This is a genomic window from Jiulongibacter sediminis (genome assembly GCF_001306455.1).
GTDB lineage: Bacteria > Bacteroidota > Bacteroidia > Cytophagales > Spirosomataceae > Jiulongibacter > Jiulongibacter sediminis.
The window spans coordinates 62,745-77,424 of sequence record NZ_LGTQ01000010.1 but is presented as its reverse complement, the minus strand read 5'-3'; the positions used below and the strand labels follow the sequence as shown (position 1 = coordinate 77,424).

Genomic DNA, 14,680 nt, shown 5'->3' with positions numbered 1-14,680 from the left:
CGGGTCGCCTTTTTTGTTAACTAAGCCGTTGTTTTTTTAATCCTGCTGTTGAGCCAACTCTTTTTCAAGTCGTTCCTCCAACTGTTTCATTTCGTCTCTGTATCGGGCAGCCTGCAGGAAGTCAAGCTCCATAGCGGCATCTTCCATTTTCTTTTTGGTATCCGTCACCAACTTTTTCAATTGATCAGTAGTCAGATAGGCTGTAACAGGGTCAGCCGCAATGTTATATTCCTGTGGCTCCACGTAATAGCCCCTAGTGGTTGGTTTTGAATCAGCCACAGAAGTTTGTTCCAGTATGGCCTCCTTACTTTTTAGAATGGTAGTTGGCACTATCCCATGGTCAGCATTATACTCCATTTGTATGGCCCGGCGTCTTTGGGTTTCATCAATGGCCTGCTGCATGGATTTCGTGATTTTGTCGGCGTACATTATCACCTTACCTTCAGAGTTTCTAGCCGCTCGGCCGATGGTTTGAATCAAAGAACGGATATCGCGAAGGAAACCTTCCTTGTCTGCGTCCATTATCGCCACCAGCGAAACCTCAGGAAGGTCAAGGCCTTCTCTCAAGAGGTTAACTCCGACAAGCACATCAAATTCGCCCAAACGTAGCTGCCTTAAAATCTCCACTCGGTCAAGGGTCTTAACTTCTGAGTGAATGTATCGGCCTTTTATTCCCACACGGTCAAGATATTTACTTAACTCTTCGGCCATGCGTTTGGTTAGCGTAGTAATGAGTACACGCTCATTCTTTTTGATTCGGTCATCAATTTCATTGAGGAGGTCATCAATTTGGTTTAGACTTGGTCTGACGTCAATTTCTGGATCTAAAAGGCCGGTTGGTCTGATAATTTGTTCGACGATAACACCTTCAGATTTTTGTATTTCATAATCAGCTGGTGTAGCCGAAACGTAGATAGTTTGACCTGCTAATTCCTCAAATTCATTAAACTTAAGCGGCCTGTTGTCCATTGCAGATGGTAATCTGAAACCGTATTCAACCAGATTTGTTTTTCTCGACCTGTCCCCACCATACATTGCCCTGAGCTGTGGCATGGTGACATGACTTTCATCTACCACCAAAATATAATCCTCCGGGAAGTAATCCAGTAAACAGAATGGTCTTTGACCGGGTTGTCGGCGATCAAAATATCTTGAATAGTTTTCAATTCCACTACAATAACCGAGCTCACGCATCATTTCAAGATCAAACTCTGTCCTTTCCTGAATACGTTCTGCCTCTGCCGGCCGACCTTCATCTTCAAAATATTTGATTTGTTTGACGAGGTCATCCTGGATTTCCTTGATGGATTGCAGCATAACGTCTTTGCCAGTCACAAAAAGATTGGCCGGGAAGACAACGATATTTTTCAGGTCTTCCATTTTTTTGCCACTGTGTGGTTCTATTCGTTGAATTTCTTCAATTTCATCTCCCCAGAAAATTACCCGATAGGCGTAATCTGCATAGCCCGGGAAGATGTCAACCGTATCACCTTTAACTCTGAATGTACCACGACTAAACTCAATTTCTGTTCTGGAATATAGAATCTCAACTAGGCTATGAAGAAACTGGTTTCGACTAATGGTTTCGCCTTTGACTGCCCTGACTACCGATTTCCGGAATTCATCAGGATTACCGGCACCATAAATACAGGAAACGGAAGCCACCACAATCACATCTCTGCGACCAGACATGAGTGAAGAGACCGTGGCCAGTCTAAGTTTGTCAATCTCCTGATTGATCTGAAGATCTTTTTCGATGTACGTATTGGTACTTGATATAAAAGCTTCCGGCTGATAATAGTCGTAATAGGATATAAAATACTCCACCGCATTCTCAGGAAAGAACTGCTTGAATTCCCCATAGAGCTGAGCGGCCAGAGTTTTATTGTGGCTAAGAATCAGAACAGGTCTGTCCACTTTTTCAATAACATTGGCGACGGTAAACGTCTTACCTGAACCGGTAACCCCCAGCAATACCTGATCTTGTTCTCCGCTTTGAATTCCATTGACCAGCTGATCAATGGCTGCCGGCTGATCACCGGTGGGTTGGAATTGCGAAGTAAGTTTAAAAGACATCTGAATTAGATTTTTACAATATTAAACATTCGAAGGGGCAATAGCAGCAGGATTCTCATTTTGCTAATGAACTGGAAAATTTGAAACGGAAATTCGTCTGTTGCCGTTTTCAATACGTAAATTGGTCAGCAGCAATAGTTGCAGGTCAAAAACGTTTTTATATTTGAGAATTGAACCTTCATGCCGCAGCAATTTCCCTTCAAAATGAGAAAACGCTTTATTACTTACATTTTGTTCTTGTCCGCCTTTGTTTTTGCTTTCGGAGCTACAGCTCAGCTACAATCCTACAAAAAGGGTCTGGCAAGTTTTGAGAAAGGCTTTTATGAAACAGCTCTTGAAGACCTGCTTAAAGTTGAAGAAATTGACCCTTCTCAGGAGGCGAAGCTAAATTACACTATTGCTGAGGCCTATCGCTTATCAAATCGCTGGGTTGAGTCTCTGAATTATTATGAAAAGGCTTTAAGTCAGGGTGCCGATGATGATGACGCTGTTTTTCATTATGCGTACGCTCTCAAAGTGAATGAGCAGTACCAGGAGGCCAGAGATCAATTTGAGAAATATGTTAATCTCAAGACCGATAATAAAGTCTATAACGAATGGGCCAATCGAGAACTGAGTACGCTGCAAATCATCGATTTAATCAAAGAAAAAGAAGTAGGCCTTAACTTCAGAAACCTCAAAGAAATCAATTCCGAAGGTTCTGAGTTTTCTCCGTTTGTGTATAATGGCCAACTGGTTTTTACGTCTTCAAGAAAGGATAAAGTTTACTCAAATGGACTTCCGTTTTTGGGGATCTACTCTGCACCTGTAAATTCTGATCTGACTTCAGTCGGTAAAGTGCAGGAGTTTAGCCCTGAAATTTTTGATCCGGAAAGAAATGAGGGAAGTCCAGCCTTCTCACCTGACGGCCGAACAGTGATCTTTGCCCGTGGGAATAGCGGAAAACGAAAAGATCTCTCCCCTGATGTGGATTTATACATCAGTAGAAAACTACCTGCCGGAAACTGGACGGAGCCGCAATTGGTTTCAGCCTCTGATTCGGCAAGTTGGGATGGAAGCCCCGCTTTTTCAGGTGATGGTCGTACAATTTATTTCGCATCTAATCGTCCCGGCGGTTCAGGTGGAATGGATTTGTATCGCGTTAATATGGATGCCTCGGGCCGCTTCGGGAATCCGGCCAATATGGGCAAGGCTTTAAATACTCCCGGTGATGAAATGTTTCCTTATGTGTCTAAGGATGGAAAGCTATATTTCTCTTCTGATGGCCATCCCGGACTCGGAAAACTGGATTTATTCGTAGCTGAAAGAAAAGGTGGTAAAATAGCCGTTGAAAATATGGGCTTGCCCTATAATTCTTCAAAGGATGATTTTGCCTTAAGTTTTGATGAGAATGGCAATATTTTCTTCTCGTCTAACAGGAGAGGAGGTCAGGGCGACGATGATATTTATTTCTATCAGGCTCCACCTGCTGAGGAATTGGCTTCGGTCGACCCTTTAAATGAAGATGGTAATAATCAAGAAGACGAAAGTGATGAGTCTGAGATCAAAGTTGTAAACTATTATCTCAAAGGTTTAGTGACTGATGCTGAGTCAGGTGATATGATAGCTGAAGCGAAGGTTAGCGTTTATAAAATTGACGGTGGATTTCAGGAATTATTGATTGAGACTAAGTCGAATATACAGGGGGCTTTTGGGCCGATTCAAACTCAGGAAGATACTGATTATCTGCTGATTGTTGAAAAACCTGATTATCTCACCAAAAGAGAGGGCTTTAGTATGTACGGCCGTACCATCCCTCAAATCTTATTGAGAAAACCGGTAACGGACACCACTTTTTCGACCACAGTTCGACTCGAGAAGGTGTTCATTGGAAAAACCTTTGTTCTGGAGAATATCTATTATGATCTTGATAAAGCTGACATTAGGCCTGATGCCGCAGTGGAATTGGACAAACTGGTGCAGATACTGCTAGACAATCCAAAATTGAAAATTGAGCTTGGCTCACATACGGATGTTAGAGGAACGGACATGTATAACCTTCGTCTCTCTCAAAGAAGAGCCGAATCGGCCATTGAATATATCATCAGCCGGGGAATTGAAAGGAGCCGACTGGTTGCTCAGGGCTATGGTGAGCGTGAATTAATTATTGACAATGCCAAAACCGAAGAAGAACATCAGGTTAACCGCCGCACTGAATTTAAGGTATTGGAGATTGCAGAAGATCCGGTTTTGGAGTAAACCACTTCGGATTATTCACTAATTTGGGTTTGAAAATCATTCAAACCCTTTTTTATGCTTAGAAAACTGTTTCTGACCCTCCTTTTTATTTCTCCTATGGCCAATGCTCAAAAAGTGATTCCGCTGTATCCTGATGGTGTTCCCGGTCTAAAAGATAATCATGGACTTAGTGAGGCTAATGTAAGCGATCGTGATGATGGAGTAATACGACTTAGAAACATTACAAATCCTACCTTGACTGTTTTTGAGCCAAAAGCCTCCAAAAAATCTGGGGCGGCTGTAATAATTTGTCCCGGTGGAGGATATTACATTTTGGCTTTCAACAAAGAGGGTACAGACGTAGCCAAATGGTATGCTGAAAGAGGAATTACTGCTTTTGTTTTAAAGTATCGCCTGCCACAGGAGGAGCTTTTTATTGAGAAATCGATAAGGCCTCTTCAAGATGCCCAGCAGGCTTTCCGATATATTCGTTCCCATGCCGATCAATACAAAATTGATAAAAATAAAGTGGGTATAATGGGCTTTTCTGCCGGTGGGCATTTGGCGGCAACGGCTTCAACTCACTATGATGAACAGGTTGGAGAGATCACTGATGAAAAAATGAGTGTGAAGCCTGATTTTAGTGTTTTAATGTATCCTGTGGTTTCTTTCAATGATAAATTCGGACACTCAGGTTCCAGGCAAAACCTTATCGGGCCGGATTTGACGATTAAAGATATTGAGCTTTATTCTAACGAGTTACACGTATCGGGAGATACACCACCTGCATTCCTGGTTCATGCTTTTGATGATCCTGTAAAGGTTGAAAATAGCCTGGCCTATGTTCAGGCGATGAAAAAAAATGGAGTTTCCGCTGAATTTCACATGTACGCCGAAGGTGGCCATGGTTTTGGTCTTGCCGTCAATAAAACAGGTCCTGTCAGTAGCTGGCCTCATCGGTTGGAAGAGTGGTTAAAGACCAGAGGTTTGATGAAATAACAATAACAGATATACGTGAATGTTAAAAAGGTACGATATTTGTACAAATTCATGAAGAATTGGGCCAAGGCCATTTAATAAAAAAGAATTTGAGGGTTTTCTAATCTGGGATTGTATAAGTACTTTTAGATCAGCAAACATTCAAACACATCAAATAGTATGAAAAAAGTAATCTATACCTTGTCATTTGCTGCGTTAGCTGCCTCAGCCTCAGCTCAAGTAGTTAGTTCGACCCAGATATATGTTTCAGAAGGTGCTGTTCTTAGCGTTGGGCAGGATTTTGAAAATAAGGGAGAGCTAATCAACAAAGGTGAGCTTCATTTGCGTCAGAATCTGAAAAACGACGGTGAACTTCGTTCTGAAGGTTCAGTTGTTTTTGACGGTTACAGACCTCAGGAAGTTAATGGAACAAATGACGTTCAGCTGGCATCTGCGACAGTAGAAAATGATGTGAATTTGAATACGCCAATGGTAATTGGTAGAACAATGAATTACAACCAGGGCGTTGTAAGTTCTTCTGATAACAGTCCTTTGGTTTTTGCTGCTGATGCAAATCACTTCGGAGCTTCGGATTATTCTCACTCGGTAGGTACTGTAACCAAACTTGAGGCGAATCAATTTGAGTTTCCTTTAGGTGACGGGGCTAATTATAGAGGCTTCAATGCCAGAAGCCAGAAAGGAAGTGCTTTAAGTGCAGCCTATATAGCTCAAAATCCTAATGAATTCTCTGGAGAACTAGCGAATGGTGTGGAATCAATCAACGATCAGGAGTATTGGGTACTGACCAGCAATGATGAAAATGAGGAGGCTGATGTGAGACTGATTAATACCTATGAAACGAATGTTGCTTACTTGAAGAGAAATACGTGGACAATTGCTGAAAACAGAACTTTAGATAAAACTTCAGGCCTTGATAAAGGTGTTAGATTTACTTCAGGAAGAGGTAAGCTTGTTAAGAAAGATATTGGTGTGTGGCCAAATCCAACTCAGGGTGACTTTAACCTGAAGCTTGCTGGTATGAATGATAAGGATGATGTGATGATTGATGTAACTAATCAGGATGGCCGTATCGTTTTAAGCATGAAAGGTAAAGTAAGTGATCTGAGAAAGGTTTACTCCTTGCCGCAGAGCCTTGTTACCACAGAACTTACTGTTAGAGTGATTAATGGTGAGGATGTGTTAACTGAGAAACTGATTCTTAACAGATAATGAAATTAACAACCATAGGTTGAAAAGGCTGCCCAAACGGGTGGCCTTTTTTGGTATTTACAGGTTATAAAATCTAATGGCATTTTCTCTGAAAATACAGTTTTGATCTTCAATGGAGAGCCCTGAGAAATATGTTTTTAGAATATCCAGCTGCTCCTCATATTTGGCGGCCACGAGACAGACCGGCCAGTCAGAACCATAGATCAGCCTTTTAGGACCGAAATACTCCATCAAATGATCCAGGTAGATGTAGAAGTCTTCTCTCTTCCAGTTTTGGTAATCAGCCTCTGTTACGATTCCGCTGACTTTAATGAAGACATTTTTATGCCGCGAAATCTCTTTCATATAATTGGCCCATCGGGTCAATGACTTATTTTTAATATCAGGCTTAGCGATATGATCAATGATTAGTTTGTTTTCGGGTAATTGACGAATGAAGTGAAGAGCTGCACGAAGCTGACGCTCGTAAATCAAGATATCATAGGTATAATTGAAATCGTGAAGTCTTCTTACTCCTTCGATGAATTCAGGTTGAAAAAGGAAATCATCCGGTTCTCCCTGAACGATATGGCGGAAACCTTTCATTAAAGGTTTGTTCTGATACGATACTAATCTTTCAGTCAGATTTTCTGACCTCAAATCAATCCAGCCAACTACGCCCCTGATGAAATCATGCTTCTCGGCATATCGAAGAAAAAGGTCATTCTCTTTTTCATTCTGATTTACCTGAACTAATACGGACCCTTCAACACCGTTTAAGGTTAGTATGGGTTCAAGGTCTTCCGGTAGAAAACTCTTTTGAATGGCAGCCATGGATTCGTCAATCCAACTGTAATTAATGGGGTCGTAAGTCCAGAAATGGTGGTGGGCATCGATCATACAATAATGTTACAATATCTGTACCTCATTTGAAAACAGAATTGAGCTATACATATAAAAAGGAGAAGTGACTAAAGGTTAATTTCCTTCAAGAGGGCCAGCTGGAAATCCTTCAATGAAAATGAACGGTTAAAGGTTTTCCACTTTTCTGAGTCAATCTGAGCATTTGGGAACAGACTTTCAGGTTGAGTAGCCTGAATGTTGATATTTTGAAAATTGTATCCTGTTAATTCTTCCATGGCCTCAGATAATTGATGTGCCCATTCAGTGAAATTCAGGGCAATCAAGGCTTGATAGAATACATAAGTCCACTCATTTCTGTGCCAAAGGAAACGGTATAAAGAACCTTTTTGGTTCGATTTCTCCAGTTCAATGGCCAGGAAGATCATGACTTTATGTTGAGTATCCATGTTTCCTCTAACGCTTTTTCTGTAGATATACTTTAGCTGCTCTCCAAGGCTAGAGTTTTGGTCAAGGCCTTTTGGGGGTTGAAATGGCCTTGACGGATAATCAGTTAGGCTTTGATAAGGTCTTGTCGCTGTTTTTTTACTGTTTCGGGCTGCGTATATCAATCGCAAGCCTATGGCCAACATTAGGAGTAGCTTGAAAAAGAGAGGAGTTTTCATGTGAGTTATACTTTTTTGCTAGAATCACATGTTTAAAGCTAAGTAAAGGTTAATCCAGAGAGTGAATGAAATCAAAACCAATGCTCATCTCGTCTGACTTCACTTCAGCATGAAAGCCTTCTTTGGTTTTTTTGTACTCAATAGCTTTTGGGAAATCATTTTCAGGATTTTCGGCGAGGAAGGAAACCGAATCGGACTGAGTAAAAATAAAAAGTGTAGGGTCTTCATTTACCCCGGTCACCTCGAAAACCCAGGAGGAGTCTTTCCTGAAAATTCTTAAATCTTCTCTGAAAACGGTATCTCCTTCGCTTAAGGTGTAACCTAGTCCATAGTAATTAGAATCATTTTGTTTAGACCATGATTCAAAAGTTTCTCTACCATCTTCGTCATTAGTTCTTTGCCATGATCCCAATAACCAATCCAGGTTATTTTCCTGTTTCTCCTCAGATAAGCTTGTAGAACATGAATTGAATAAGCCGGCAATAATGACAAGGATTAGGAATCTCATAACTTTTCTCTTAAGAAGTCTGCTGTATAATTTCCTTTAATTTTGGCCATTTCTTCGGGTGTACCTTCAAAACAGATATAGCCACCTTCTTCTCCTCCCTCCGGCCCAAGATCGATTATCCAGTCGGCTGATTTGATGACTTCCATATTATGCTCAATAATGAGGACAGAATCTCCTTGCTCAATCAATTCATTCAGAGCTTTCAATAATTTTTGAATATCATGAAAATGTAAGCCAGTGGTGGGTTCATCAAAAATAAATAGAGTTTTTCCTTTATCTGAGTTGCCTTTGCCAAGGAAGAATGCCAATTTAACACGTTGAGCTTCACCACCTGACAAGGTATTAGAAGATTGGCCTAATCTGATATAGCCGAGACCAACATCTTGTAGCGGGAGCAATTTCTCATAAAGCTTAGGCTGGCTTTCTTTAAAGAACTCCAGAGCTTCATCAATAGTCATGTCAAGGATGTCTGAGATGTCTTTCTCATTGTATTTTACCTCAAGTACTTCCTGTTTGAAACGTTTGCCTTTGCAGCTTTCACATGTTAGTTTTACATCAGCCATAAACTGCATTTCTATTGTTTGCTCTCCTTCACCAGCACACGCTTCGCATCTTCCACCATCTACATTGAACGAGAAAAAGGCTGGCTTATAGTCCCGCTGCTTTGCTAAAGGTTGATCTGCCATTAATGCCCTGATGGCATCATACGCTTTGATATACGTTACCGGATTGGAGCGGCTACTTTTTCCGATGGGGTTTTGGTCCACCATTTCAACCCGTTCTATTCTGCTGATGCTTCCAGTAAGTTCTTTGTATTTGCCTGAATCCTGTGAATATTCACCTTTAATTTTTGCAAGGGCGGGATAAAGTATTTTTCTGACTAATGTTGACTTCCCGGAACCACTGACACCTGTGACTACACTGAGTACATTCAGCGGGAATTTGACATCCACATTCTTAAGGTTATTTTCAGAAGCTCCCGTAAGATTTAGGAAATCAATGGCTTTTCGTCTTCTTTTAGGTATCTCAATTTTATCTTCACCTTTCAGGAATCGAATGGTGTGAGAAACTTCTCCAGCCGGAGCTTTTTGAATGTCTTCCCTATCACCCTGAAAGACGAGTTCTCCTCCCAGGTTTCCGGCATCAGGCCCGATGTCAATGATTTCATCCGCTGCTTCCATGACCTCTTCTTCATGCTCTACCACGATGACCGTATTGCCCAAATCACGCAGTGATTCTAAAACCGAAACCAGTTTTTGCGTATCTCTTGGATGAAGTCCGATACTCGGCTCATCCAGAATATACATACTGCCCACCAAAGCTGAGCCGAGCGAAGTTGCCAGCTTTATTCGCTGAAATTCACCTCCCGATAAGGTAGAAGTTAGCCGGTTTAAAGTAAGATAGCCTAAACCAACCCTGTCCAGATACTCCAGTCTGTTTTTAACCTCCAGCAGAATTCGTTTGCTTATTTTCTCCTGCTGACTTTCCAGTTTCAGTTCTTCAAAAAAATCTCTGGCCTTTTTGACAGGCATCAAAACTAAATCAGTAATGGAGTGGTCATTGATTTTCACAAAAGATGCGTCACCTCTTAGACGTGTTCCACGGCATTCCGGGCAGATAGTACGTCCACGGTATCTGCTCAGCATCACACGATACTGAACTTTATAGGTCTGTTTTTCAAGGTCTTTGAAAAAGGCATCCAGGCCCTCAAAATAATCATTACCGCTCCAGACCAGCTTTTTCTGCTCATCCGTCAAATCTTTATATGATCTGTGAATCGGAAAGTCAAAGCGAATTCCGTTTTTGATCAACGGTGCCAGCCAGTCGCTCATTCGTTCAGATCGCCACGGGGCAATAGCTCCTTCAAAAATGGAGAGTTCTTTATCCGGTATCACCAGATCTTCATCAATTCCTAAAACTTTCCCGAAGCCGTCGCAACGTTTACATGCTCCATAGGGGTTGTTGAACGTAAATAAATTGACCGAAGGCTCTTCAAAGCTCATTCCATCAGCCTCAAAACGATCAGAGAACGCTTTTTTCTCCTTTCCTAAAATTTCGATATGACAATCGCCTTGTCCTTCAAAAAATGCAGTTTGCACAGAGTCTGAGATTCGATAAAGCGTGTCCTCATCAGGCTCATTGTTTTCATCAAATCGCACAACGGCTCTATCAATCAAAATCTCAAACTGATCTGATTTCTTGATATTTTTAATCTCGAGTAATTCCTCAATCTGTTGAATTTCACCGTTTTGAGCGACGCGATTGAATCCTTTTTTAAGTAGAAGGTCAAGCTCCTTTTCTAATGTTCTTCCTTCAGAAACTTTTAAAGGAGTTAAAATCATGACTTTTTGGCCTTCTTCGTGAGAAAAGATGAAGTCACAGACATCTGTTACTGTGTCTTTTTTGACTTCTTTTCCACTCACCGGTGAAATTGTTTTGCCCGCACGGGCAAAGAGCAGTTTCAGATAGTCATAAATCTCAGTTGTGGTTCCTACTGTTGAACGTGGATTTTTAGTGCTTACTCTTTGCTCAATGGCAATTGCCGGCGAAACACCACGAATGTAGTCCACCTCCGGTTTTTCCATTCTTCCCAAAAATTGGCGGGCATAGGAGCTAAGACTTTCAACGTACATACGCTGACCTTCCGCATATAGTGTGTCAAAGGCTAGTGAAGACTTCCCGCTGCCGGATAGGCCGGTCACTACGGTCAGTTTATTTCTTTGAATAGCCACGTCAACATTTTTCAAGTTGTTGACGCGGGCACCTTTGATAATGATATAATTTTTGGGATCCAGGCGGCTGATATCGACTTTGGTCATCCGGTTTTGTAGGAAATGAATTAATCCGCAAATATACAAATGACAAAGCCTTCATCAGGGGTATTGCTAAAAATCTCCTCAATTGAATTCTTAATAAATTCTGAGAACAAGTACCTTTGCGGGCATGAGTAAAAAAGCCGTCATTTTTGACATGGATGGGGTGATTTGTCACACTAATCCTTATCATTCCAAAGCCTTTCGGGTGTTTTTTGAGAAAAGAGGCCTCAACCCTACAGATCAGGAGTTTGCTGAGCATATGTTTGGTAAAAGCAATAGTTACATCTTGAAGCATTTTTTGGGCAGAGAAATAGTTGGAGACGAGTTCAAACAAATGGAAGATGAAAAAGAAGGGCTTTTCAGAGAAATTTATGCCAATGAAATTGAGCCCATTTCGGGTTTTCTCAATTGGTTGGAACTGCTAAAAACAAATGGTTTTAAAACCGGAGTTGCCACATCGGCACCCAGGGCTAATCTTGACCTGATTATGGGAAAACTGGGTTTTGAACCTCAAATGGAAAGCATCATGGCCTCAGAAGATGTATCCAAACACAAGCCAGATCCTGAAGTTTACCTGACCACGGCGGCTAATCTGGGTGTTGAACCTCAAAATTGTGTGGTTTTTGAAGATTCTTTCAGCGGAGTATCGGCGGCCATAAATGCCGGAATGAAAGTGGTAGGTGTTTTGAGTAGTCATACCAAAGAAGAGTTGCCGCCTTGTGATCATCATATCAATACTTATGCTGATGTTTCACTGAGTCAGATTCAAACTTTTTTGAAGTATGCCTAAAATTGAACATTTAGCACTCTACTGCCGAAATCTGGAGGCAATGCGGTCTTTTTATATAGCCTATTTTGGTGCTAAGTGCAACGAAAAGTATGTCAATTCTACCAAAGGTTTTGAATCTTATTTTCTGACTTTTGATGAAGGAAGCCGACTTGAACTAATGGCCAAAACTTCAATAATTGAAGGTGAGAAGCCTGGGTTTGAGCAATTGGGCTATACTCACATGGCTATGTCCGTCGGTTCTAAAGATGAAGTGGACAGATTAACAGAAGCTTTACGAGAAGATGGTTTTGTGGTCGTGGGCGAATGCCGTACTACTGGAGATGGCTACTATGAAAGCGTTGTGCTTGATCCCGAAGGAAATCGAATAGAAATTACCGTTTAAGTCGTATTTTGAAACATCTCACTGATTCTTTTCTAAAAAACAGGCAAAGCCGGGCTATCGGAGCCTCATTTTTTTCTATCGGCTTTCTTTTTGGTACCTGGGCCACTTTTATCCCTTTCGTAAAAGATAAGTTTGGGCTAAATGACGCTGACCTGGGCCTAATTTTACTCAGCATGCCTTTAGGGGCTCTTACGGCTAATATGATAGGAGCCTGGCTGGTTTCTAAATTAGGGATGAAAACCACTACCGTTGGAAGCATGATAGGCATGGCTCTGGCCTTTTTGATTCCGATTAATGCTCCATCCATATATTTTATTCCTCCCGGATTATACCTCTGCGGAGCCGGGATTTCAATAACCAACATTGCTCAAAATATGGGTGTGACTAGTATTGAGTCTCATCAGAAAATCAATATCATGAGCACCTGCCATGGCATGTTTAGTGTGGGTTTGATGCTTGGTTCGTTATTGGCGAGTATTGGTCGGGGAGCGGGCATTTTACCTGGTTCTTACATGTTAGGAATATCGGTTTTAGTTATCGTTTTAGCCTTTTCCGTTAAATCAACGATTTTTAAAATTCAGGAAGAGGAAAGTCAGGTAGGTCAAAAAAGTCGCTTTTTTATTCCGAAAGGGGCATTTTTGATCATGATTTTGATTGGAGTGTGTGGAAACATTGTAGAGGGAACCATGGCTGACTGGACCTCCGTTTATATGCGGGATGTGGTCAAGAGTAGTCCTTATTTTGTGGGCTGGGGGCTTTCAGGTTACTCACTGTTTATGGCTTTGGGTAGGTTATACGGCGATAGTTTAATTCCAAAACTCGGTGCCAATAAGGTGTTAACAGCCGGAGGGCTTCTATCTGCTGCCGGACTTCTGTTAGCCATCTTTCTTCCCATGGTGTGGACCTCGATAGTTGGTTTTGCGATGGTAGGTGCCGGGGTATCATGTGCTGCTCCAATACTCTACGGAAGTGCAGCCAGGGTACCGGGAGTGTCAAAAAGCAACGGACTGGCCATTTTGAACACCTTTGCTATGGGCGGCTTTATGGTGGGACCTGTATTAATTGGCTTTATTTCGGAGGCGACGAGCCTTTCAATAGCTCTAGGAGTGGTTACCTTTTTAGCTTTAATCTGGATGTATTTATCCAGAACCGTTAAGCTCTATTGACGAATTATTTCAGTTGCGTATAAGCATACTGATATCCCTCTTTAATTACCTCTCTGATTTCCTCGCTGGTAAAGCTTGTCAGTTTGATATTGATAGGTTCCATAGGCCTGATGATTTTTAGGCTTATCTTTTTGTTGAGTGAAAAACCGGCAATGCTCATCAGGTTTTCGTTATAGTTTTCTGCCCAGTCTATATCATTGTTTTCAAACTGGTTAACCGAAATGTCTTTTATTCGTTCAATTAAGGAAAAAAAGGATCGGTAATTGATTGGTTCCAGTTTGCGATGTTTTGGGTGCGTGGCAATGGCATAAATTTCAGTAGCTCCATCTTCAATTGCCTTTTTCAAAGGAACCACCTCTCTAAGGCCCCCATCCAGAAAAGCCTGACGATGATCTCCGCCGATCTGAATGGCAGGCATGATGATAGGCAGGGAACTACTTGCTCTCAGGTAATCCAGAAAGTGTTGCTCCATTGGGTCAGCATAGTGCATTTGACCCGTATTGACGTTGACTGCACCTACCTTGAGTTTAACCGGGCTGCGTCTGAGATTTGTCAGGTCAATATGGTGTTTGAGTTTTTCGTGCAAAGGATTGGTATCAAGCAAACCATCAAATCGGCTAAGAATGGTTTCAATTCCCAGCATCCACCGTGATTTTAGAATGCCTATATCAGATGGTTTTGTGATATTTTCGACCCAAAAAGAAATGAGTTTTTTATTGACGAGCTCCCAGTCGATAGCCCCATGAGAAACATGTTGTTTGCCAGCCTCGTTGGCTATAAACGAGCTATTGAGGGCACCGGCGGAGATTCCATAAATCATTTCTGGCTGGAAGCCCGTTTCTAAAACCGCCTGAACGGCTCCGGCTTGCCATGCTCCTTTGAGTGAACCTCCTCCCAGCACTAATGCTCTCATTCTTCTTTGGTGATTTTATTATCTTTTCGTAAGAAATTTTAGGACGAATAATATATGCTAATTTATATTGATTCCGTCGAATGCAAATTTATATTTTTG

12 protein-coding genes are annotated in these 14,680 nt (G+C 41.6%); 6 read left to right on the top strand and 6 right to left on the bottom strand.

Annotated elements, in window-relative coordinates; translation table 11 throughout:
• Window positions 1-36: 36 nt before the first annotated feature.
• Complete coding sequence (gene uvrB, locus AFM12_RS13390; RefSeq protein ID WP_055149064.1) at window positions 37-2,076, bottom strand: excinuclease ABC subunit UvrB; 2,040 nt, start codon at window positions 2,074-2,076, stop codon at window positions 37-39.
• A gap of 204 nt (window positions 2,077-2,280) precedes the next feature.
• Here uvrB and AFM12_RS13385 point away from each other — a divergent pair, with 204 nt between their 5' ends.
• From AFM12_RS13385 to AFM12_RS13375, 3 genes are all read left to right on the top strand, one after another.
• On the top strand, window positions 2,281-4,314 hold the full coding sequence (locus tag AFM12_RS13385) for a CHU_0125 family OmpA-like outer membrane integrity protein (RefSeq protein WP_082391359.1): 2,034 nt from the start codon (window positions 2,281-2,283) through the stop codon (window positions 4,312-4,314).
• 54 nt (window positions 4,315-4,368) lie between these two features.
• Complete coding sequence (locus tag AFM12_RS13380; RefSeq protein ID WP_055149062.1) at window positions 4,369-5,292, top strand: alpha/beta hydrolase; 924 nt, start codon at window positions 4,369-4,371, stop codon at window positions 5,290-5,292.
• A 159-nt stretch (window positions 5,293-5,451) separates the two neighbouring features.
• Window positions 5,452-6,501: a T9SS type A sorting domain-containing protein gene (locus AFM12_RS13375; protein ID WP_055149059.1), complete on the top strand. Its 1,050-nt coding sequence runs from the start codon at window positions 5,452-5,454 to the stop codon at window positions 6,499-6,501.
• A gap of 57 nt (window positions 6,502-6,558) precedes the next feature.
• Here AFM12_RS13375 and AFM12_RS13370 read toward each other — a convergent pair whose 3' ends face one another.
• The 4 genes from AFM12_RS13370 to uvrA form a co-directional block, all read right to left on the bottom strand.
• Window positions 6,559-7,380, bottom strand: coding sequence for an amidohydrolase family protein (locus tag AFM12_RS13370; RefSeq protein WP_055149057.1), 822 nt, complete (start codon window positions 7,378-7,380; stop codon window positions 6,559-6,561).
• Window positions 7,381-7,451: 71 nt separating this feature from the next.
• Window positions 7,452-8,006: a hypothetical protein gene (locus tag AFM12_RS13365; RefSeq protein WP_131458360.1), complete on the bottom strand. Its 555-nt coding sequence runs from the start codon at window positions 8,004-8,006 to the stop codon at window positions 7,452-7,454.
• A gap of 49 nt (window positions 8,007-8,055) precedes the next feature.
• Window positions 8,056-8,514, bottom strand: a complete 459-nt coding sequence (locus AFM12_RS13360; RefSeq protein WP_055149054.1) for a DUF6265 family protein — start codon at window positions 8,512-8,514, stop codon at window positions 8,056-8,058.
• The gene (gene uvrA / locus AFM12_RS13355; protein ID WP_055149053.1) at window positions 8,511-11,333 is read right to left on the bottom strand and encodes an excinuclease ABC subunit UvrA; all 2,823 of its coding nucleotides are present in this window, start codon (window positions 11,331-11,333) and stop codon (window positions 8,511-8,513) included. Before uvrA ends, AFM12_RS13360 begins: the two co-directional genes overlap by 4 nt.
• Before the next feature lie 124 nt (window positions 11,334-11,457).
• Between uvrA and AFM12_RS13350 the strand changes: the two genes are divergently transcribed.
• The 3 genes from AFM12_RS13350 to AFM12_RS13340 are packed head-to-tail and all read left to right on the top strand — an operon-like array spanning window position 11,458 to window position 13,668.
• Window positions 11,458-12,120 (top strand): HAD family hydrolase, encoded by a 663-nt coding sequence (locus tag AFM12_RS13350; RefSeq protein WP_055149052.1) that lies wholly within the window; start codon window positions 11,458-11,460, stop codon window positions 12,118-12,120.
• The gene (locus tag AFM12_RS13345; protein WP_055149050.1) at window positions 12,113-12,502 is read left to right on the top strand and encodes a VOC family protein; all 390 of its coding nucleotides are present in this window, start codon (window positions 12,113-12,115) and stop codon (window positions 12,500-12,502) included. The genes AFM12_RS13350 and AFM12_RS13345 overlap by 8 nt, the downstream gene beginning before the upstream one ends.
• A gap of 8 nt (window positions 12,503-12,510) precedes the next feature.
• Window positions 12,511-13,668 carry an MFS transporter gene (locus tag AFM12_RS13340; protein ID WP_229308506.1) on the top strand — a complete coding sequence of 386 codons (1,158 nt, stop codon included), beginning with the start codon at window positions 12,511-12,513 and terminating at the stop codon, window positions 13,666-13,668.
• A gap of 4 nt (window positions 13,669-13,672) precedes the next feature.
• Here AFM12_RS13340 and AFM12_RS13335 read toward each other — a convergent pair whose 3' ends face one another.
• A complete protein-coding gene (locus AFM12_RS13335; RefSeq protein WP_055149046.1) occupies window positions 13,673-14,581 on the bottom strand; it encodes a patatin-like phospholipase family protein in 909 nt (302 codons plus the stop codon).
• Window positions 14,582-14,680: the final 99 nt, after the last annotated feature.

Excerpts from the sequence above, each read along its gene's own strand:
- uvrB (WP_055149064.1), bottom strand. The coding sequence starts at position 2,076 with ATGTCTTTTAAACTTACTTCGCAATTCCAACCCACCGGTGATCAGCCG.
- AFM12_RS13385 (WP_082391359.1), top strand. The coding sequence starts at position 2,281 with ATGAGAAAACGCTTTATTACTTACATTTTGTTCTTGTCCGCCTTTGTT.
- AFM12_RS13380 (WP_055149062.1), top strand. The coding sequence starts at position 4,369 with ATGCTTAGAAAACTGTTTCTGACCCTCCTTTTTATTTCTCCTATGGCC.
- AFM12_RS13375 (WP_055149059.1), top strand. The coding sequence starts at position 5,452 with ATGAAAAAAGTAATCTATACCTTGTCATTTGCTGCGTTAGCTGCCTCA.
- AFM12_RS13370 (WP_055149057.1), bottom strand. The coding sequence starts at position 7,380 with ATGATCGATGCCCACCACCATTTCTGGACTTACGACCCCATTAATTAC.
- AFM12_RS13365 (WP_131458360.1), bottom strand. The coding sequence starts at position 8,006 with ATGAAAACTCCTCTCTTTTTCAAGCTACTCCTAATGTTGGCCATAGGC.
- AFM12_RS13360 (WP_055149054.1), bottom strand. The coding sequence starts at position 8,514 with ATGAGATTCCTAATCCTTGTCATTATTGCCGGCTTATTCAATTCATGT.
- uvrA (WP_055149053.1), bottom strand. The coding sequence starts at position 11,333 with ATGACCAAAGTCGATATCAGCCGCCTGGATCCCAAAAATTATATCATT.
- AFM12_RS13350 (WP_055149052.1), top strand. The coding sequence starts at position 11,458 with ATGAGTAAAAAAGCCGTCATTTTTGACATGGATGGGGTGATTTGTCAC.
- AFM12_RS13345 (WP_055149050.1), top strand. The coding sequence starts at position 12,113 with ATGCCTAAAATTGAACATTTAGCACTCTACTGCCGAAATCTGGAGGCA.
- AFM12_RS13335 (WP_055149046.1), bottom strand. The coding sequence starts at position 14,581 with ATGAGAGCATTAGTGCTGGGAGGAGGTTCACTCAAAGGAGCATGGCAA.